Origin of the sequence: Pedobacter aquatilis (assembly GCF_030409415.1) — a bacterium.
Taxonomy (GTDB): Bacteria; Bacteroidota; Bacteroidia; order Sphingobacteriales; family Sphingobacteriaceae; genus Pedobacter; species Pedobacter aquatilis.
Map to the genome: position 1 here is coordinate 103999 of NZ_JAUFPW010000011.1, position 21844 is coordinate 125842.

Genomic DNA, 21844 nt, shown 5'->3' on the forward strand with positions numbered 1-21844 from the left:
AGTTGTTTTTTTGAAGACTACTCCCATTCCCTAAATATAATATTAAAAATTGCTAAAGTTCTTGCAAGCGACGTTTTAAATCCTGCACTTTATCTTGTGCATTTTTTCTGGAATAAATTTCTATGAGTAGCTGAACAGCTTTCTTATCGTTAGGATTAATTTCATTTGCTCTTAACAACGCAAACTGCGCTTTATTTATTAGCGAACCGTATTGATTTTTTCTATCTGCATCGTTTTTCTTTAATGCATCGTTTGCTGTATTAACATAAGCTACACCTAGTTGGTAAAGCGCATCAAAATAATTCTGATCGGTTGATAAGGCTTTATTATAAGCTAAGATTGCAGTTGGATTATTTCCACCAACTTGTTGCAAATATCCATATAGAAAAAACAAAAGTTTATTTCCTTTTTCTACCTTTAAGTTATTTTCGATTAGTGACGAAGCTTTAGCATAATTCTCATTATCAAGTAACAGATTTATATAATCGTTTGTTAACGAGTGATTGTAAGGATTTAAACTTAAGCCATCTTCTAAAACTTTAATTGCAGCTTCATTATTATATTTAGCAACATAAAGCTGGGACATTTTTTGAAAAACTGCCGGATTTTTAATACTGTCATCCTTGGCTCTTTTAAAATACTTCAAAGATTCATCATAAAGCTGAACATTTTGAGCACAAATTGCTGTATTTAAGGCTAATGTGGTATCTGCTGGAAATTTATCACTCACTTCTCTTAAATCTTCCAGTGCTTCTTTAAAATCGTTATTGAAATAGGCTAAGTTGCCCCGCTCCTGCTTTTTAATTAAAATATTGTGTTCTGATGCTTTTAGTAATCCAGCCGGATCTTCATACTTTTCTAACCCTTTTGCTTTTTTAACTGCATCAACCGCAGAATCAAAATATTTATCAGATGCAGAACCATCTGTTTCGATGATGGCAGCATAAGAGGTTAAGTAAGATTTAATTGCAAATGTTTCTGGCCAGTTTTTGGTTTTATTATCTTTCTCAGCCGATTCTATTGATTTTAATCCTTCCGTAATTATTCCAAGCTGCTTTTTTGAATCTTCTTTACCTGCAAAAGATGCCTGTAACTTACCAACTGCGTTTCTTGCAATTAGCATTTGGCTTTTCTGAGCAAATGTATTAAATGATAGTGTAATTAGCGTTGCGAATAATAAACCTGAATATTTTTGCATAGAATATTAAAAATGGTAAAGCGTAAAAATAAACAAAAAAAAGAGTCCCGAATTAATTCGGGACTCTTTTTTTACAATGTTAAATATTATTGCTTTGGAAGTGCATCCAAACGTTTCTTAATATCTTCGTAATTTTTAGTGTCATTTTTGAAAGCATAAATCGTTTTCAAAGTTTCTAATGCACCTACATTTTTAGCATCTAAATCTAAAGCTTTCTTGTAATAGGGTAAAGATTTCTCCAACAAACCATTCATTTTTGTGGTTACATCATTAAACTCTTTAACCTTTTTAGCATCAATTTTATTTCTAGCATCTTGCAGTTTTAATGCTTGAGAAAAGTAAACATTACCCAATAAAACCTGATAAGTTGGATTATTTGGCTCTTTTGAAGCTAAAGTAGTTAACATTTGCTCTGATTTGGTTGCATCGCCTCTATCTATATAAATCTGAGTTTCTGATTTGATAAAGTTTGCATCATCCGGATATTTAGCTGCAGCTTCTTGGATTAAGGCCAACGCCGCTGTTGTATCTTTTTGTTGAGATAAAGACATCGTAATTAACTCTGAATACAAATCTTTAGACTGTGGCGCATTTAAAGAAATTACCTTTTTAAATTGCTTAACTGTATTTGGGTAATCATTTAAATACCTTGCAGCAACCCCAGCATTCAAATACATTGAAGTATCAGTTGGATTAATTACAGTTGCCTGAACGAATCTATCGTAAGCCGTTTTATAATCTTTTTTGTTATAAGCTAAAACGCCTGCATTTCTAACTGCATTCGAAATATTAGTTTCAGCTGTTGCGATATTATCCTTTTCAGCACCTTTTGTATCTAATGTTTTAGCTTGAGCAACTGCATCTGTTGCAATTTTAAGCTGAGCATCAGCATTTTGTGCGTTTGTAGTATCTAATAAAGCTGCAGATGATGCGAATAATGCACGATAAGACCAAGCTTCAGGCATAATTTTAGATTTTTCATCAGCAATTGCTTTATCTGTGTGCGCTAAACCTGCTGAAATTGCCTCTAATTTTTTGGCCAAAGGCGTTGCGGTAGCCTGTCCTGTAATTTGGAAAACACCCCAAGCATTTTTGGCTGCATTAACCTCACTCTTCTGAGCAAATGTGATGCTAACAACACTTGCTAAAATGGTACTTAGAACTATTCTTTTCATAAAATTGTTACTCTTTTATAATTTTTAGATTAATTTTCTTCTGTTTCATCATCGGTATCAGAGTCTGCTTCTTCTTCAGTGTCATCAGCTTCTGGAGTTGTGTCTGCTTCTAACTCCTCTCCGTCTGTAACTACAACACTTTCCAAATCTACTTCTTCTTCGTCATCTTCGTGGTCAATTTTTGTTACTGATGCAATTTCATCATCACCTTTTAAAGATATTAAACGAACACCTTGTGTTGCACGTCCCATAACTCTTAGCGCTGATACAGGTATTCTGATTACAATACCCGAACGGTTAATAATCATTAAATCTTCACTGTCGGTAACGTCTTTAATCGAAACTAATTGTCCGGTTTTTTCAGTAACATTAATTGTCTTAACACCCTTACCACCACGGTTTGTTACACGGTAATCTTCAATATCAGTACGCTTTCCATATCCTTTTTCTGATACCACTAACACCGTAACGTCAGGATTGTTTACAGCAATCATGCCAACTACTTCATCTTTATCGTGTGCTAAGCGAACACCACGTACTCCTGTAGCAGTTCTACCCATCGGACGAACAGTTTTCTCATTAAAGCGAATTGCTCTTCCTGAGCGCAATGCCATAACAATTTCGCTCTCACCATTGGTTAAGCAAGCTTCTAATAAAACATCGCCCTCATTAATATTAATTGCATTAATACCATTAACACGCGGACGAGAATATGCTTCTAAAGATGTTTTCTTAATTGTACCTTGTTTAGTACACATTATGATAAAGTTATTCTCTAAATACTCTTGATCTTTTAGATTCTTAACTTTAATATATGCCTTAATTTTTTCTTCCTTCGGAATATTGATGATGTTTTGAATGGCCCTGCCCTTACTAGTACGAGAACCTTCTGGAATTTCATAAACCCTTAACCAGAAACATCTTCCGGCCTCAGTAAAGAACAACATATAATTGTGGTTGGTTGCAACCAGCATGTGCTCAATAAAATCTTCATTTCTTGATGTACTGCCTTTTGAACCTTTTCCACCTCTACCCTGCGCTCTAAATTCGGTTGCTGGTGTGCGTTTAACGTAACCTTCGTGAGAAATGGTGATTACAACTTCTTCATCATCGATGAAATCTTCCATGCTCATGTCTTCAGCAGAATGAACAATGGTTGTTTTACGTTCATCGCCAAATTTCTGTCTGATTTCATCCAACTCATCTTTGATAATCTTCATTCGCAAACCTTCATCTGCTAAAATAGATTTCAAATATTCGATGGTTTTCATTAACTCAGCATATTCTTCCTTAATTTTATCACGTTCTAGTCCTGTTAAACGACGTAAAGTCATATCCAGGATAGCACGGGCTTGGATATCGCTCAAGCCAAATTTCTCCATTAAACCAACGCGGGCTTCTTCTGGCGTTTCTGATGCACGAATTAACTTAATTACTTCGTCTAAGTGGTCTAAAGCGATTAAATATCCTTCTAAAATATGTGCACGTTTTTCAGCTTCGGCTAGTTCATATTTTGTTCTGCGGATAACTACATCATGGCGATGGTCTACAAAATGTACAATTAAATCTTTAAGATTTAACATCTGCGGACGACCTTTTACCAGCGCAATATTATTTACACTGAAAGATGTTTGTAGAGCAGTATATTTATATAGGTTATTTAAAACGATAGATGCATTTGCATCACGCTTAATTTCATAAACAATACGAATACCATCTTTATTCGATTCATCCTTAATGTTAGAAATGCCTTCAAGTTTTTTCTCGCCAACCAATTCAGCAGTACGCTCAATCATTTGTGCTTTATTAACCTGGTAAGGTATTTCAGTTACGATGATTACTTCGCGGTCTTTAAGGTTTTCTATTTCTGCTTTAGCACGCATAACGATACGCCCACGACCAGTTTCAAACGCTTCTTTAACACCAGTATAACCATAAATAATACCACCTGTTGGGAAATCCGGAGCTTTTACAAACTTCATTAATTCCTCAATAGTAATGTCTCTATTGTCGATATAGTTTACAATACCATCGATACATTCAGTTAAATTATGGGGTGCCATATTAGTGGCCATACCTACTGCAATACCGCTAGAACCGTTTACTAAAAGGTTAGGGATTTTAGCTGGTAAAACCGTTGGCTCCTGTAAGGTATCATCAAAGTTTAGCTGAAAATCTACCGTATCTTTATTGATATCGGCAAGCATCTCTTCAGCAATTTTTGAGAAACGGGCCTCAGTATAACGCATTGCAGCCGGCGAATCACCATCAATGTGACCAAAGTTTCCTTGTCCATCAACCATTGGGTAACGCAAACTCCAATCCTGAGCCATACGCACCATGGTAAAATATACAGAAGCATCACCATGTGGGTGATATTTACCTAAAACCTCACCAACAATACGGGCAGATTTTTTATGTGGTTTATTACTGGTAACACCAAGATCGAGCATACCATATAAAACACGGCGGTGAACCGGTTTCAATCCATCGCGTACATCAGGCAAAGCCCTTGATACAATTACCGACATTGAATAGTCAATGTAGGCCGATTTCATCTGCTCCTCTATATTAATTGGGATGATTTTGTCGTTTTGTTGATTTTCTAAATCTTCTGCCATAAATTATTATTCTCGCTATTAAAGCGATGTTTCAAAAAGGTATTATTATAACCTTGCGAATTTAGCAAAAATATGCCGAAATAAGGCATTGTGGAAAAGTTTTAGGGTTTAACGATGGTTTCGAGATGGTAAAGGTTTTTTGGTTTCTTAAACAAGCTTTTAAATGATTTTTAGTATTTGTATAATTAGAATTATTGGAGATTATGCAGCTTATCTCCAACTAAAAATTTGAATTCAGTATTCATTATGTTACCAACCTAGGTTCAATGATCATAAAATGTTTTATAAAATTTGGATTGGTGTTATTGAATTAGAATTACTTAAATTCTAAAATTATATTTTTGTACCAAATCATAAACTTAAAATGGCAAGGAAAAAACAATCAACAATGATATTTATTATGATAACCTTGCTGATAGATTGTACAGGCTTCGGAATTATTATACCTGTTTTACCAGATTTAATAAAGGAGTTTACAGGTGGAGATACTAGCGTAGCAGCCGATTATGGAGGTTACCTGATGGTTGCGTTTGCTCTACCTCAATTTATATTTTCGCCAATTTTAGGAGGACTAAGCGATAAGTACGGCAGACGCCCAATATTACTATTTTCATTATTTGGTTTAGGTGTAGATTATTTATTTCTTTCCTTCGCACCATCAATTTTTTGGTTTTTTATTGGAAGAATTATAGCAGGGATAACTGGTGCTAGTTTTACGACAGGTATGGCTTACATCGCTGATATATCCACGCCAGAAAAGAAAGCACAAAATTTTGGCTTAGTTGGTGCAGCATTTGGTTTGGGTTTTATTTTGGGTTCTGTTGGTGGCGGTCTATTAAGTAATTTCGGATTGCGAGTACCATTTATGGTTGCTGCAGGCTTATCGTTATTGAATTGGCTTTACGGATTCTTTATACTACCCGAATCTTTATCAAAAGAAAAAAGAAGAGAATTTTCCTGGAAAAGGGCTAATCCTGTCGGCTCCTTTATAAATGCATCGAAATACCCGGCAATTTTAGGTTTGCTAGCTACTTTATTACTGCTGTATATCGCCAGCCATTCGGTACAGTCGAACTGGTCATATTATGTTATAGAAAAGTTTGAATGGACACCAACCATGATTGGTTATTCTTTAGCCGTTGTTGGAATTATGGTGGCGATTGTACAAGGCGGCTTAATTAGATTTATAATACCAAAAATTGGAAACCGTAAAGCTATTTACTTCGGATTATCTTTATATGTAATCGGTTTTATCTGTTTCGCATTCGCAGCTAATGGCTTAATGATGATGCTGTTTATTATTCCATATTGTTTAGCGGGTATTGGTGGACCTGCGATGCAAAGTATAATTTCTAATCAAGTACCAGAGAATGCACAGGGTGAAATTCAAGGAATTACAGCGAGTTTACAAAGCTTAGCAGCCATAATTGGTCCGTTTTTAGCTAGCCACATTTTTGTATATTTTATAGAGAAAGGTACACCATTCTATTTTCCTGGGGCACCGTTTATTCTTAGTGCATTCTTAACCTTAATTGGATTATTTATTGCCATAAGAGCATTAAAAAAATATCACTAACCAATCGATTTTACGATTGTATATTCATCAAAAGCCATTACAATATTATAGGCAAGTAATACTATTCCCTCGATTTTTTGTGTCAATATCTAATTAAGATCAAATATAATTAGTGATGTACCCAAGCTGCATTGTTAATTTAGAAGATACTAAAGTAATAATTTACAATAATTCATTAGCAAGATTTGCCAGCTCGCTTCGCTCCCCTTTTTGTAATGTAATGTGTGCATATAATGGATGATTCTTTGCATTTTCTATCAAATAACTTAATCCATTACTTTCTGAATCGAGATATGGTGTGTCGATTTGATATATATCGCCAGTAAAAACAATTTTTGTGTGCTCTCCTGCCCTCGATATGATGGTTTTTACCTCATGGGGTGTCAAATTTTGCGCTTCATCTATTATAAAAAATATTTTAGTAAGCGTACGACCCCTTATAAATGCAAGCGGCGCAATCGCAATTTTTTCGGTGTTTATTAGTTCATCAATTTTGGCAATCATCTTTTCATCACCATTAAATTGTTCCTTTATAAAGCGTAGATTATCCCAGATTGGGGCCATGAAGGGATCAGTTTTGGATTTTGCATCACCAGGAAGAAAACCAATATCTTTATTACTTAGCGATACAATTGGTCGGGTGATGTAGATTTGCCTAAAATCTCGGCGCTGCTCTAATGCACTTGCTAAAGCTAGTAGTGTTTTACCAGTTCCAGCATTTCCTTGTATGCTTACCAGCTTGATATCTGGGTTTAGTAGGGCATGAATTGCAAAAGACTGCTCAGGGTTTTTTGGCTTAATTTTAAAAATAGAATCGTTGGTTATGGTTGTAACTGTTTTTAAGTGATAATTTTGAAAAATGTTTAATGCCTTACGTTTATTTTTCAGAATGTAAAAATGATTGGCTGTTTTTACAGGTAAATTCAAATCATCAATATTGATGTGCTCACTTTTCTTTAAAGTTTCAATTAAATGCTCCGGGAAATTGTTTAATTCTGTTTTGCCCGCATACAATTCATCAACATTTTTAATTTTGCCAGTTTCATAGTCTTCGGCATTTACATCTAATGCTTTAGCCTTTAACCTCAAGCAAATATCTTTAGATACAAGAACAACCTTTTTATCAGGATTTTCTTCTTTTAAAATCAAGGCTGCATTTAATATTTTATTGTCTGTTTTGCCTTTACCAAATACATCCTCTGCATTTATGAACTTGGGGTTTTCGCTCATCAATACCTTAAACATTCCGGTATTTTGCTTTTGAAGTGGTACCCAATTGCTGATTAATTTCTGCTTTGCAACATTATCAATTAACCTGATAAAACTTCTGGCTTCAAAGTTTCGGGTGTCATTACCGCTTTTAAAATTATCCAATTCCTCTAAAACCTGGATTGGAATGGCTACATCATGCTCTTGAAAGTTATTTATTGCATCATGATCGTACAAAATAACAGAAGTATCTAAAACAAAAATCTTTTTTGATGTTGTATCTGATTTACTTTTCTTAGCCATTCTGTAAATTTAATGTTTTAGGCGCAAGATTGTAAGATAGGTTTTGAAAAAAGCACAAAAAAACGGGGACCGTCTTCTTTCGATTCTGTTCCCCGTTTAACCTTAATAACAACCGTAATTGTTATCAGGTATCTAATATTTGTAATTGAATTTCTTCGTCTTTACTTGGTCTTTGCAAACTTTTGTAACTCGTTTAGAAATTATTTCCAATAGCGATATTCCATAGAACAATACTATCTTTAATAATGTTTGTTAAGTCTTTTGATTTAAATAATAACCTTTCGGCTATTAATTTATTTCTGTTAGTTTAACCCTTCAGAACAATCATATCCTTATTAGATTCATCTGAAAGATTTATCCTTTCGGTTAATTTTTTCTTTTTGATGCTCTTTTCAAACTTTCAATTACTCCGTATTTGATATAATCTAATTTAGTGCAGAATTGAACATTTGTCAATAGTTAAATCATTTATTTTATAAACAAAGTTATTAACCTAAAAATCAGTATTGTTAACATATAATTTAGATAAAATATGCCTTCATTTTAAGATTTAACGTATCACTCAATTTTATTAACATTGACTGATTATCAGCTTATTAACAAACTTGCAAAAAACTTTATTTTTTAGATACTGATAATCTGCCTAAAAATTAAAAAGTATTGGAAAAAGCCTCAACAAAAACACTTGTAAATATGTTATTTTTGTACACATGCAGATTAAGCAACCCATTAGAAGTATTCAGGATTTTTTATTAAGCACATACTTTGCTGATGGATTACGCATTACTATTGGTGTTTTACTTCCATCATTAATTTTAGCTCAGTTTGGAATGCTTAAGTATGGAATGACACTTTCTCTTGGTGCATTATGTGTAAGCGTAGTCGATAGTCCGGGACCAATGGTTCACCGCAGAAACGCGATGCTGATTACCACCGTTTTAATTTTTGTGTTTTCGATTTTAACCGGACTAACTAATAAAAACCATTTCTTCATCGGATTTTTACTTACTGCATCAAGCTTTATTTTCAGCATGTTTTACATTTATGGTGTTAGGGCCGCGTCTATTGGAACGGCTACCTTGCTCATAATTGTTTTAAGTATTGATGATATTAGACCATGGCAAGAAGTGTTAACGCATGGTTTGATGATTTTAGCTGGCAGTATTTGGTACACGGCTTTAAGCTATTTTGTTTACAGACTACGTCCCTTTAGGTTGGTGCAACAATCGTTAAGCGATTCTATTTTCGAGGTTGCAGAGTTTTTACGCGAAAAGGCAAAGTTTTACCACCGAAATAATAATTACGATAAAACCTATGCCGATTTGCTACAATTGCAGGTTTCTGTACATGAGAAGCAAGATGCTGTAAGGGAATTATTATTTAGGACTAGAGAAATTATAAGAGATTCTACTCCAGAAGGTCGATTCTTGATGTTGGTTTTTGTAGATATGGTTGATTTGTTTGAGCAAGTAATGTCTACGTATTACAATTACAAACAACTTCATGAGCAATTTGATTCAGCTGGAATATTATCTGATTATGAAATGGCGATAAAAAGAATTTCGTATGCTTTGGATGATATTGCCTTTGCTTTAAAAAGCGGTGGTAAACCAACCATTTCAAAACGTTTATTAATAGAAATTGAACGTTTAAAGATTAAAATAAATCATTTCGAAAAAAATAACAGCGACCAAAAATTTAGTACATCAGGAATTATAGCCTTAAAAAACATTGAGGTTAACATCGAAAATATTTTAGGTAGAGTTAAAACGATAAATAGCTACTTTAAACTTAGAAATAGTAAGGATATTCGTAAAGCCGAAGTTGATACCGAGAAATTTATTACACGACAAAAATTCGATTTCAATTTATTTACTGAAAATTTAAGCTATAGTTCATCTACATTCAGGCACTCATTACGTGTAACGGTAGTTATGCTATTAGGTTTTATTGTATCTCAAATTTTAAATTTTTCTCACAGCTACTGGATTTTACTTACCATACTCGTAATATCGAAACCAGGTTTCAGTTTAACAAAACAAAGAAATTATCAAAGATTAATTGGTACCACAATTGGAGCATTTATCGGTATGGCAGTTGTAAGCTATATCCACGATAAAAACACGCTTTTTGCCATTCTATTATTCTGTATGATTGGTTGTTACAGCTTTCAAAGGAAAAATTATGTAGTTAGCGTTTTATTTATGACGCCGTATATTTTAATCCTTTTCGATTTCTTAGGAATGGGCTCTATTGCTTTGGCTCGAGAAAGGATTTACGATACGTTTATTGGTTCGGGAATTGCATTATTAGCCAGCTATTCCCTTTTCCCAACATGGGAACATGAAAAACTTAAGGAAGCCATGATTGATATGCTTAAAGCTAATAAGGCATATTTTGAGCAAATAGTAAAACTATATTTTGAAAAAACCTATAATAGAACCGAGTATAAATTAGCCAGAAAAGAAGTTTATGTGAGTACAGCAAACTTAGCATCTTTATTCCAAAGGATGTTTTCTGAACCTAAAAGCAAGCAATTATTTATAAAGGAGGTGCATCAATTCACTGCATTAAGTCATTTAATATCATCATATACCGCTACCTTATCACTTTATAATAAAGAACACGATTTCCATACCGAGAATTTTGATTTATTAAAGCCCATTGCTAATAACACGATATATTTGCTCGATACATCAATTGAAAATCTGGAAAAAAGGCAAACAACGATTGATAATGTACCATTAATAAGGTTAAGTGATGCATCATTAAAAGTTGTAACTGGAGAAGATTTGATTCCAGAACAATTCGATTCTATTCAAAAAGTAGCTTATGATGTTTACAAGCTCACGGTTAAGATAAAAATTTAGCCTTTGTTTAAACTTTCTATTATCAAGCATTTATTAAAGGGCAGCGAAACTACTGTTGCGTCATCAAGTTTAAAAGCAATTATGCTTTCACACTTAATGTGCTCTTTAATTAAATCAACTGAATTTATTATTAATGAATAGAATCTAATTTCTGGATTATCAGAACTTGCGGTTTTATTGTTTGTTGTAATTTTCAGTTTGTACTCCTTACCCCCTTCTATTAAACATATTTTTTCTATCTTTTTAAAGGGTTTATTGATGCAAAAATCAATAAATAATAACTTATCTGAAGGTGTTATATTTCTAGAAATGGAATATGCATAGTATGTTTTATCATCACGAAAATATTGATAATCTATACTCTTCGTTAGGCTTTGAGCCAAACAAAATTTAGCTAAAACGAGGCAAGAAATAATTATAAAGAAAGGTTTCATGATTTAAAAATTAGGGCAAGGTACTTTATAGCCTTTAAAATTATTATGGCGATATATTAAAGATATTTCGTAAGTGCGTGGTGTTGAATTTAAAATTTTATTGCCGTAAAGTGTGTAGTTTATCCCGGCACTTACATTACCATAAACGAGACCGAGATATGGATAAAATGATGATTCATTGAAATTATGCCACAAACCGGTGTTAATTTTTATTTTAGAATTTTCATTAGGTTTTAATCCAATAACAGCTCCAACAACTCTATCATTTATAACTCCTTGATAATTATATATTGCGCTAAAATTCAAGTCTACATAATTATTAACCGGATATAGTAAACTTAGATTTAAAGTTCTTCTAGCAGGTACCGATTTGTTATTTGTGCCTAAAAAACTTTCCACAGGTTTTGTTAAATGATAATGCGCATAACCGGCAACAACACTAAACCTATTAAATTCTGCTGAAAAGGTTAGTCCAAAATTTATGTCGAAATACGATAGCCTGTCGTTTTCTAAGTCGAGATAATTTGGCAATGAGGTATCAAAACCATTGCCTGTAAATTGCGAAGCAAATGTAAGTCTGTTCTGATCCAGGTATCTTGATACATAGGCAATTTGTGGCGCTAAACCGAATTTAAAGCGGTGATGCACATCTAAATATTGATAATATGAAGCACTAGCGTTAATGTATTGAGATTTAAGTGCCTTGTTAAAAGATTCATCAAACAATCCACTTAAACCGATACTAAAAACGGCATTAGTGAAATTCTCGTCTTGTATTAGTTTTACATCGCCAGAAACGCTGTACGTATTGTACGGATCACCAAGATTTCCCCATTGCTGTCGGGTATTTAACGCAATTCTGTAATTACCATCAAAAAAGCCAGTATAAGCTGGGTTTAATGTAAGCGGCGCCGCAAAATATTGCGAAAACCGTGGATCTTGTGCTGAACTAAAAAATGTAATAAAGCACAAAAATAGAGTGATTTTAATTTTGTACATTATAGTATTAATATAGTTTTCCCCTTGGTTTGAAACTTCCCACCTAATACATCGATGCCATCTGCAAACCACGAAAAAGTTTCTAAAGGTTGCATTCTTGATTTAAATTGCCCATCCCAGCCATCAGCAGACATATCGTTGGTTTGGTAAACCAATAATCCCCATTTATTGTAAACCTTGAAACTGCTTAATTTTTGAATGCTTGTTAAGAAAGGATATAACCTATTGTTTGTACTTTTTTGTGGTGTAAATGCCGTAGGTACGAAGATTTTTGGCGATGGTAATATATTTAGTGTTATCGCTGCTGAAACACCGCATCCTTTATCATTTTCTAATGAGATAAAATATATACCTGCTTTGTTTACTTTGTTTGGTTCTGCAAGCGGTGTAGATAATGTAGCATCAGTAAAATATTTAGCCTTTATAAAATCTTTACTTCCTTTAATAATTTCTGGAGCAGTTAAATCTATGTAATCGTGATCGAATATTGGTTTTGGTTGATTTAAAACTATTACTGGAATTTTGTTTATAGTTGCTACTATTTTATCGGATACGAAGCAACCATTTGGATTTATAATTTTAACATAATAAGTTCCGCTTTCAGAAATTTTCCATGGTTGATTAAGTTTTATTGATAAATTTTTATCCTTAAAGTATTCAAACCTCACCCCATGGGTTGTTCCATCATACAAATCAGCAACTGTTATATCTATAGTAGATGGATAGCATACCTCTTCAGGATTTTTAATCGATAATATTGGCGGGTCATTAATATCGACAATAATTTTTCCTGAAACTGTACAACCAAGTTCATTTATGGCTTTAACATAATATGTTCCTGTTATTGTTATTTCCGCTGGGTTAACAACTTCTTGTGTTAATGCTTCATCGCGATAAAAAGAATAAACCAATCCTACATCACTTCCTGTAAACAGAGATTTTTCCGTTATATTAACCGTTGATGGAAAGCATGCAATTGGCGGGTTTGCAATAGTTAAATTAGGCTTCGGATTTATCAGAACATCAATTGGAATAATTTTAGTACATCCAGTATTTGATAATATTTTAACGTAATATCTACCAGTTACCCTAACAGCTGATGGATTTGGTAAAGTAATTGTTGCTTCTTGATTGGTAAAGTAACTCCTTACAGTACTCTCTAAACCTACCTTATAAAGTTCCAACTTTGTAATGTCAACTGATTCGTTATAACATGCCTGTGCCAGATTATTATTCCTTGTTAAAATCAAATCATACATATCTACATATGTAGACGTTACACTTTCACAACCTTTATAATTTGTAGCCTTTACGTAGTAAGTTGCAGCGTGGTTCACCGTAATCGGCGTATTTACAGGAATGGTCAAATCCTTATCCGCATAAGCAAAATATGAAAAATCGGGATGCCTGTTTAAAATGTAATTATCTGATAATATGTCAATAACCGCTCCTTCGCAAACGGTATTTGTTGGGCGGAGTTGTAGTTGGTAATCAATTTTTGCAACCGTTGTTGTAATCGTACTTTCACAGCCAAAACCTGTAAATGGCACTAAATCTAAATAGATTTTACTTCCATCCGGAGGAGTTGGTTTGATAACAACCGATTGCGTTGTACCATATTTTACGGTTCTGTCTTCATTATACCAATTGTAATTTTTAAAACCGCTAGGACCAGATACTGTTAGTTGTTCTGAACTTTTACAATAGGTATTACCAATAATTAAATTACCGCATAGACCATTTACATCAACATATGCATAGCCAAAATGGCCTCCTAAGGTGCAATCAGTTGTTATAAATTCTAAAACTAGTTGTTTTCCTTGATAACCGGATAAGTTAATTGTAACTGGTGTCCAGTCTTTGTAAATTACAATTGAACTAGCGGTTGATTTTTTAAAACCCGGTAAATTTGCTGTAGCAATGTATTCATAAGATGCACAGGAGATGTATTGATTGGTTTCAACATCCTTAACCCTGGCAATAAATCTTGGTTGTTCAATGGCTTGATGGTTTGGATCTTCTAATACCACTGCATATTGATAGGTAAGTGTAAATTCTGGCCTATTCTCTGGTACATTAATTATGTAAGATATACCTTCCGCCTGACCACCTGTTCCATTATTTCCTAACTTAACCGTATAATTACCAGCACTTTTTGGTATTAATGGAAACTGACCGTAGGGATCTACTGCATTTTTGTCATTTATAATTGTATGCCGACCTAATATTGATTGTGAAATATCTTCAAGGCTTAAAGCTGTGGCTGAGATTGCTCCACTGTAGATCTTCCAATTTTTGAAATTACTATTTTCAAAATCTATATTTTCCGGACATAATTGCGCATTCAAATTCGATGTTGTGACAATCAAAGTCACAATGAGCATCGTTATAAATTTAAAATTCACCTTAGGGAGATTTGTTTGTATAACTTTACAAATCAAAATTATCTATTAAATAATTTTGATTTGATTCGGTTATACTAATTTAAGTAAATATTACACGAATTACTCCGTTTAGGAATATTTCACTCTTTGGGGGGTTGCGCAAATTACTGTAAATTAGTGCCTATAGCTCCACAAAGAGGAACTTATTTGTCTAATAGTTCACTGCTTTTTTACACGAAAATTAGCCGTTTAATCTTGAAATTATATTAAAACAATGCTATTAGTTCTTTGTTGAATTTTAAAGGACAATATCATGGAAAAATTATATACAGCTGAAGTTACAGCTACAGGAGGTCGCGATGGTCACATAAAATCGAGTGATGGCATATTGGATTTTGAACTAAGGAAACCGAAGGAACTTGGCGGACAAGGCGGTGCTTCAAACCCTGAACAATTATTTGCAGCAGCTTGGGGTGCATGTTATTTAGGTGCATTAGGTTCAATTGCAGAGCATGAAGGTGTTGATACCACTGAAGCAAATGTTAATGTACAGGTTTCGTTTAATAAAGATGGAAATGTTTTCAGTTTATCAGCCGATTTAGATGTACATATTCCGGGTATAACCACTGAAGAAGCACAAAAAATTGCAGATAAGGCTCATAAAACCTGCCCTTATTCTAAAGCAACCAAAGGAAATATTGAAGTGCGGGTGACGGCGATTTAGTTGTTAATGAACAAGAAAGCAGATAGAAATGTCTGCTTTTTCCTATAACATTCAATGGTCGTCATTATTATAAAAGCTACGCCATAACACAATATGGTTAACGTAATATTTTATAATAACAATTTACTGGCTAAACCTAATATTAACATAAAGCCAAAAACATCGGTAAATGTTGTAATAATTATTGAAGATGCTATAGCTGGGTCGATACCTACACGCTTTAATACCAGTGGAATACTTGCGCCAGTAATTCCTGCAATAAGCAAATTTCCTGTCATGGCTAAGAAAATAACTACACCTAACATTGGGTTACCATCAAAGAAGAATGCAAAGGCAAATACAATTATGCCATTCGCCGCACCATTTATTAAACCAACGGTAAATTCTTTTAAAACAGTTCTATATGCTTGATTATCACTTAAATCGTACAATGAAATACGGCGAACAGTTACAGCCAGGGCTTGTGTTGCTGCATTTCCACCCATACCCGCAATTATTGTCATGTAGGCGGCTAAAGATGGAATTAATTTGATAGTCGGGTCGAAATAACGAATAACTGACGATGCCAGAAAAGCAGTTCCTAAATTGATAATTAACCAAGGTAAACGAGATTTTACGGCCTCTACCCAGTTACCACTTAATTCCTCATCTTCCGAAACCCCTGATATTTTTAAAATATCCTCGGTACTTTCTGCTTCTAATACATCAATCACATCATCAAAAGTTACCCTCCCTAAAAGTTTTTGATTTTCATCAATAACCGGAATACTTGTTAAATTATATTGAGAAATTAGCTGGGCAACTTCTTCCTGGTCAGTGCCCGGGTAAACATAAACCGCATCGGTAAAAACAAGTTCTGTAATTTTCGCATCGTGCCTGGCTTTAATAATATCTTTCAAAGAAACGATGCCTTTGAAAATTTCGTTATCATCTACAACGTAAATAGTGTAGAATTCTTCCATTTCTTCGCTTTGACGAATGATTTCATCAATTGCATCTTTTTTGGTGAGGTTTATATTTACACAGATTAACTCTGTATTCATTAAACCTCCTGCAGTTTTCTCGTCGTAGGTTAAAAGATTCCGTATTTCTGAAGCGTGCTCGTCTTGTAAGTCTTCTAAAATTTCTTTCTGCTCATGATCTTCGAGTTGAGAAATGATATCTGTAGCATCATCATAATCTAACTCCTCAACAATCTCGGTACGCTTATCTGGATGGAGCTGAAAAAGTAAATCTTCAGGATGGGATTCCTCATCCATTTCCGAGATAATTTCAGATGCAATTTCTGCCGGCAGTAAATTAATGATATGCTGCTGTTCCGATTTATCCAATCGCTCAAATAAAATTGCAATTTCTGAGGCATGGTATTCTTCTAAAACCTGTTTTAGGGTTTCATCACCAGCTAAGATTGCATTCTTAACCTTTACAACGTCGCTTTTATCTATTTCGAATGATGACTGCATAGCTTTAATTCCCCTAAAATAGAAATTCTAATGCATTTTTAATGGTTATTTATTGTAAAGTGTAGTTATTTAAACCAACCTCTTCGCCAGAAATAAATGATTTGGATGATAGCAATTACCAACATCACCAGCCAAGTGTATAAATAGCCATGTTCAGCATACAATTCGGGCATATTATCGCTTAATATTTTGCCTGTTGTTGGGTCTTCCCTGCTAAAATTCATTCCGTAAATACCGGCGATAAATGTGAGGGGAATAAATATTGACGAAATAATGGTCAACACCTTCATTATTTCATTCATTCGGTTGCTTATGATTGATAAATTCATATCAATATTAGCTGAGGCAATTTCCTTTAGGGATTCGATAAAATCAATAATCTGAATGCAATGGTCATAGGCATCCTTCATGTATGTTTTTGTTAAATCCGAAATTAGATTACTATCACTTCTAATAATATCGTTTAATTTATCTCTTTCTGGCCAGGCAACCTTTCGAATCGTGATCAGCGATCGCTTAATACCTTGAGTATCATACATAATACGCTTATCTGGATTATCAAACAATCTATCTTCAATGGCATCGAGTTCCTCTCCCCAATAATTTAGCAAAGTGAAATAATTATCAACTATTGCATCCATCATGGCATACATTAAATAGCTATGGCCACCAATTCGGATATTTCCTTTCCCTATTTCTAAACGTTTTCTAACAGGATTAAAGCAATCTTCGTAGTTCTCTTGAAAAGTGATTAGACATTTTGAAGTAAGTATGAATGAGATTTGTTCATTGCATAGGTCACTTTCATCATTTATATAAAGATGCCTGCTCACTGCAAAAACATATTCATCATTATCATATTCATCAAGCTTTGGTCGTTGATAGGAACTTGTAATATCCTCTAAAACCAAGCGACTAATGTTTAATTTTGAGTAAAGCGTTTCAAAAATACTTGGGTCGGCTAAACCTTTAATATCAAACCAGTAGAAAAACTCTTTATTTTCAGTTACCTTATCAATATTATTGATGTTTTTTAACTCTTCCTTTTTATACGATTTATCGTTGTAAGTGTGAAGTGTAATTATTGGCTTGAGTGCATTATCATCTATCGTATATAAACCCGGACTTGTTCCTGGTTCTGGAACCTTGTAATGCTTGTGTCTACTCCTGTTACTAGGTTTGTTTTTAGCCATAGCTTAAAGATATAATTTTGCCTGCGGACCTTGATTAAATAGTAAATCTACAATACTTAGATTGGCGATAAATTCATGTTTATCTTCAAAAACCTGATAATAGGGTTTATTGTTTAAATAATCCGTAGTTTTCTTCGGATTCATAAAATTTCGAAAATCAAGTTCCGATGGTAAATCATCAATATATTCGTTCGTAAAATCGTAATTGACGTTCAGTTTTAGTTTTTTACTAATCCACTCTAAAAGTGCTAAATTAAAGTCAAATAGAAAATCGTATTTCTTATTGTAAAATTCAGAAAATTCATGCTCATAATATTCAAAATATGCAGAGCTGCGATAAGAGCTTTCAAAACTCATCCAGTGCAATCGTTGCCAGTTAAAATCGTAACTTATTTTAACATCTTTCATCGCTGTGCGCATTTTTGAGCCTTTAACAACTGGAACAGTTAAATCTAATTTTCCGTTGGGCGAATAAATACTTGCCCGATTTCTGAACGTTTGCTTTGGAAAATGCTCGTATTTTTCTAATAAAAAATTATCACTAACTGATTGTAGTTTACTTATATAGCCTACAGGAGGAAGATAAAATAATGGAAGTATAGCTGTATTCTGCATTTGAAAATATATGTTTGTAGTTCAAACGTTTCAAAATTAATGATTAAAAGGGGTTTTGCGCATGTAGGCGTATTTTTATTATACCTAATTTCGCTTTTGCCACTGCAAGTATTATTTGTTTTCGCAAGATTACTCTATTATATACTTTATTACCTAATTGGTTACAGAAAAAATGTAGTAACCGATAACCTGCGAAACTCATTTCCAGAGAAAACCAATGCTGAAATTAAGCTTATAGAAAAAAACTATTATAAGTTTTTGGCAAGGCTGATTTTTGAAATCGTGAAATTAACCTCAATATCAAAAAAGGAAACACTTAAACGTGTTAAATTTAAAGGTTTGGAGCAATTGGAGAAACACTTTGAAAAAGGTGAAAGTGTTTTAGCTTGTACCGGACATTACGGAAATTGGGAATTAGGCACCTTATCGCTTGGCTTAAATATTTCTGCTAAAACCATTGTAATTTATAAGCCTATAAATAATAAAGTTTTTGAGCATTGGTTTGATAAAGCAAGAACCAAATTTGGAAACATTTTTGTGGCAATGCGACAAACATTGCGTTGTATGGCGACTTACAAAAATGAACCAAGCTTACTTTGTTTTGCAAGCGATCAATCTCCGGTTAAAGAGGAAAGTAAGTTTTTCGTAGATTTTTTAAACCAACCTACTCCTGCCCTTTTGGGCGTTGAGAAAATAGCAAAATCCACAAACAGACCAATTTATTACTTTAAAGTAAACCCAGTTAAACCGGGTTATTACGATATTGAAGTTTTGCCAATGTGCTTAAATCCAGCTGAAACCGTTGATGGAGAAATTACTAATTTGCACTTCAAATTTTTAGAAGAAATAATCAAAGAAAAACCGCAATATTGGCTTTGGAGTCATAAACGCTGGAAATTTAAACCCGAAATATATAGATGAATCCTTCAGTAGCTGTTGTAATTTTAAACTGGAATGGTAAAAGTTGGCTTGAGAAATTTCTTCCCGGAGTTTTAAATTCTGCGTATGATAATTTACAGGTTATTGTTGGAGATAATGGCTCTACCGATGATTCTGTGGAGTTTCTGGCGGTAAACTTCCCCACAGTAACGATTTTAAAAAACGATGTTAATTATGGTTTTGCTGGTGGGTACAATAAAATTTTAGAACGTGTTGAGGCTGAATATTTCATTCTTTTAAATTCTGATGTAGAAGTAACCTCGAATTGGATACAACCCGTTATAGATTTAATGCAAAGCGATGATAAAATTGCAGCTGCGCAACCTAAAATTAAATCGCAATTAGCTAAATATCAATTTGAATATGCAGGTGCTGCCGGTGGCTATTTAGATGTGTATAGTTATCCTTTCTGTAGAGGCAGATTGTTTAATGTTTACGAAACGGATAATGGACAATACAATGAAACCAAAGAAATTTTTTGGGCAAGTGGAGCAGCTTTCTTCATTAAAAGTAAATATTGGAAAGAAACAGGTGGATTAGATGCTGATTTATTTGCGCACATGGAAGAAATTGATTTGTGCTGGAGGCTGAAAAACTTAAATTACAAAATAGTTTATTGTCCGGAAAGTGAAGTTTTCCATGTTGGTGGCGGAACTTTGCAGACTGAAAATCCTTTTAAAACCTACCTTAATTTTAGAAACAACTTAATTATAATGCAAAAGAATTTGCCTTTTGGTGATGCCATATTTCGCATATCAATTAGAATGTGTATCGATTTTATCGCCTGGTGGCACTTTCTTTTATCCGGGAAACCAAAATTTACAATGGCTGTAAGCAAAGGTCATTGGCATTTTCTTAAATCTTTAACCAAGACCGCTAAAAAAAGAAATCAATATCAAAAACCTTACTTAAAGCATAAAGGTGTTTATAGAAACAGCATTGTTTGGGCGTTTTTTATCAATAAGATTAGGTCATTCTCCAATCTCAATTGGTAACTAATGCTTCGTCAATTGATTTCTTGATGTAGGAAACGGTGTTCATGGCTAAACCAATGGTGCTGAATTTAACCTTGCCATTTTTATCGATTACGACATGTGTTGGATAGCCCTTAACGCCATATTTATCAGAAATATATCTCGCATCGTCAACTATATTATAATTGTAAGGCATTGTTTTTAAAAAATCCTTTAATTCTCCTTTAGTATCCAACGCCATAGCTAAAAACACAACATCTTTATTTTCTTTATAACCTTCAACAAGTTCGTTTAACTCTGGTATTTCCATTTTACATGGCGGACAATTGATAAACCAAAAGTTTAAAACAATAACCTTCCCGGTATTTGTTCTTAAATCGAACTTGTTACCATTCATATCTTTGGTCTTGAAACCTTTAAACTGTGTTCCCTCAGCAAAAGCATCACTAGGGCGAGGTTTTGGCAAGCGGTCCATTAAACTTTTACGCTGTTCGGCGGTTAGTTCATATAAAAGAAATTCAGGTTCGCCATTATCAGTTTTGGTGTTTCTACTTCTTAAACCATATTTCCCGGTTCGCATTAAATTTTGCCAAATATTATAAGGATAAACCATACCATCTTCCCCCCTAACAATGGTTTTTTCATCTGTTCTGATGGCCGATTTAATGGCTGTAGTTTGTGCGGTGCACCAAAAGAAAAGAAGAATTAGAGAGATGAAGAGCGTGTTTTTAATCATATTATTTATTTGAATTCATTAGTAAACTTTCTAACGCAAGGCGATAGCCATTCATTCCAAATCCGGTTAAAACTCCCTGGCAATTTTTGCCGGTTAGCGATGTATGCCTAAATTCTTCTCTGGCGTAAATATTTGAAATATGTACCTCAACAACAGGTGCCTTGATTGCTGCAATTGCATCTGCAATAGCAACAGAAGTATGTGTGTAACCGCCCGCATTTAAAATAATTCCATCAAAAGAAAATCCAACTTCGTGAAGTTTGTTAATAATTTCACCTTCAACATTGCTTTGGTAATATTCAATTTCTACAATTGTATAAATGGCTTTTAATTCCTTAATATAATCTTCGATGCTTGTATTTCCATAAATTGAAGGTTCTCTTACACCCAAAAGATTGAGATTTGGACCGTTGATAATTTGTACTTTCATT

The 21844-nt window shown here is 33.7% G+C and carries 17 protein-coding genes; 5 read left to right on the top strand and 12 right to left on the bottom strand.

The features are described from left to right. Positions 1 to 52: 52 nt before the first annotated feature. The 3 genes from QWY86_RS03555 to gyrA form a co-directional block, all read right to left on the bottom strand. Positions 53 to 1198, bottom strand: coding sequence for a tetratricopeptide repeat protein (locus QWY86_RS03555; protein WP_290238829.1), 1146 nt, complete (start codon positions 1196 to 1198; stop codon positions 53 to 55). 86 nt (positions 1199 to 1284) lie between these two features. Continuing rightward, positions 1285 to 2373 carry a tetratricopeptide repeat protein gene (locus QWY86_RS03560; RefSeq protein WP_290238831.1) on the bottom strand — a complete coding sequence of 363 codons (1089 nt, stop codon included), beginning with the start codon at positions 2371 to 2373 and terminating at the stop codon, positions 1285 to 1287. 29 nt (positions 2374 to 2402) lie between these two features. Beyond that, positions 2403 to 4994: a DNA gyrase subunit A gene (gene gyrA, locus QWY86_RS03565; RefSeq protein ID WP_290238833.1), complete on the bottom strand. Its 2592-nt coding sequence runs from the start codon at positions 4992 to 4994 to the stop codon at positions 2403 to 2405. 364 nt (positions 4995 to 5358) lie between these two features. Here gyrA and QWY86_RS03570 point away from each other — a divergent pair, with 364 nt between their 5' ends. Beyond that, a complete protein-coding gene (locus QWY86_RS03570; RefSeq protein ID WP_290238835.1) occupies positions 5359 to 6570 on the top strand; it encodes a TCR/Tet family MFS transporter in 1212 nt (403 codons plus the stop codon). Between the two features lie 162 nt (positions 6571 to 6732). Here the strand turns inward: QWY86_RS03570 and QWY86_RS03575 are convergent, their stop codons facing one another. After that, positions 6733 to 8082 carry a PhoH family protein gene (locus tag QWY86_RS03575; RefSeq protein WP_290238837.1) on the bottom strand — a complete coding sequence of 450 codons (1350 nt, stop codon included), beginning with the start codon at positions 8080 to 8082 and terminating at the stop codon, positions 6733 to 6735. A 710-nt stretch (positions 8083 to 8792) separates the two neighbouring features. On the opposite strand from QWY86_RS03575, the gene QWY86_RS03580 reads away from it, so the two are divergent. Continuing rightward, complete coding sequence (locus tag QWY86_RS03580; RefSeq protein ID WP_290238838.1) at positions 8793 to 10952, top strand: FUSC family protein; 2160 nt, start codon at positions 8793 to 8795, stop codon at positions 10950 to 10952. Here QWY86_RS03580 and QWY86_RS03585 read toward each other — a convergent pair. From QWY86_RS03585 to QWY86_RS03595, 3 genes are read right to left on the bottom strand one after another with little or no spacing between them, the layout of a single operon-like run. Further along, on the bottom strand, positions 10949 to 11386 hold the full coding sequence (locus QWY86_RS03585) for a hypothetical protein (RefSeq protein WP_290238840.1): 438 nt from the start codon (positions 11384 to 11386) through the stop codon (positions 10949 to 10951). The two genes, QWY86_RS03580 and QWY86_RS03585, sit on opposite strands and share 4 nt — an antisense overlap. Positions 11387 to 11389: 3 nt before the next feature. Continuing rightward, on the bottom strand, positions 11390 to 12385 hold the full coding sequence (locus QWY86_RS03590) for a PorP/SprF family type IX secretion system membrane protein (protein WP_290238843.1): 996 nt from the start codon (positions 12383 to 12385) through the stop codon (positions 11390 to 11392). Next, positions 12385 to 14733 (bottom strand): T9SS type B sorting domain-containing protein, encoded by a 2349-nt coding sequence (locus tag QWY86_RS03595; RefSeq protein WP_290238845.1) that lies wholly within the window; start codon positions 14731 to 14733, stop codon positions 12385 to 12387. The genes QWY86_RS03590 and QWY86_RS03595 overlap by 1 nt, the downstream gene beginning before the upstream one ends. A 349-nt stretch (positions 14734 to 15082) precedes the next feature. On the opposite strand from QWY86_RS03595, the gene QWY86_RS03600 reads away from it, so the two are divergent. After that, entirely contained in the window at positions 15083 to 15493 is a 411-nt protein-coding gene (locus tag QWY86_RS03600; protein WP_290238847.1) for an organic hydroperoxide resistance protein, read from the top strand. A gap of 110 nt (positions 15494 to 15603) precedes the next feature. Here the strand turns inward: QWY86_RS03600 and mgtE are convergent, their stop codons facing one another. The 3 genes from mgtE to QWY86_RS03615 form a co-directional block, all read right to left on the bottom strand. Next, on the bottom strand, positions 15604 to 16956 hold the full coding sequence (gene mgtE, locus QWY86_RS03605) for a magnesium transporter (protein ID WP_290238849.1): 1353 nt from the start codon (positions 16954 to 16956) through the stop codon (positions 15604 to 15606). A gap of 65 nt (positions 16957 to 17021) precedes the next feature. Next, the gene (gene corA, locus QWY86_RS03610) at positions 17022 to 18149 is read right to left on the bottom strand and encodes a magnesium/cobalt transporter CorA (protein WP_290238851.1); all 1128 of its coding nucleotides are present in this window, start codon (positions 18147 to 18149) and stop codon (positions 17022 to 17024) included. A 3-nt stretch (positions 18150 to 18152) separates the two neighbouring features. Next, complete coding sequence (locus QWY86_RS03615; protein ID WP_290238853.1) at positions 18153 to 18764, bottom strand: WbqC family protein; 612 nt, start codon at positions 18762 to 18764, stop codon at positions 18153 to 18155. A 39-nt stretch (positions 18765 to 18803) separates the two neighbouring features. Here QWY86_RS03615 and QWY86_RS03620 point away from each other — a divergent pair, with 39 nt between their 5' ends. After that, positions 18804 to 19685: a lysophospholipid acyltransferase family protein gene (locus QWY86_RS03620; protein ID WP_290238854.1), complete on the top strand. Its 882-nt coding sequence runs from the start codon at positions 18804 to 18806 to the stop codon at positions 19683 to 19685. Beyond that, a complete protein-coding gene (locus QWY86_RS03625) occupies positions 19682 to 20698 on the top strand; it encodes a glycosyltransferase family 2 protein (RefSeq protein ID WP_290238857.1) in 1017 nt (338 codons plus the stop codon). The genes QWY86_RS03620 and QWY86_RS03625 overlap by 4 nt, the downstream gene beginning before the upstream one ends. On the opposite strand, the gene QWY86_RS03630 is transcribed toward QWY86_RS03625, so the two are convergent. Both QWY86_RS03630 and aroQ read right to left on the bottom strand, forming a co-directional pair. Beyond that, complete coding sequence (locus QWY86_RS03630) at positions 20688 to 21413, bottom strand: TlpA family protein disulfide reductase (RefSeq protein WP_290238859.1); 726 nt, start codon at positions 21411 to 21413, stop codon at positions 20688 to 20690. The genes QWY86_RS03625 and QWY86_RS03630 overlap by 11 nt on opposite strands. A gap of 1 nt (position 21414) precedes the next feature. After that, entirely contained in the window at positions 21415 to 21843 is a 429-nt protein-coding gene (gene aroQ / locus QWY86_RS03635) for a type II 3-dehydroquinate dehydratase (protein ID WP_290238861.1), read from the bottom strand. Position 21844: the final 1 nt, after the last annotated feature.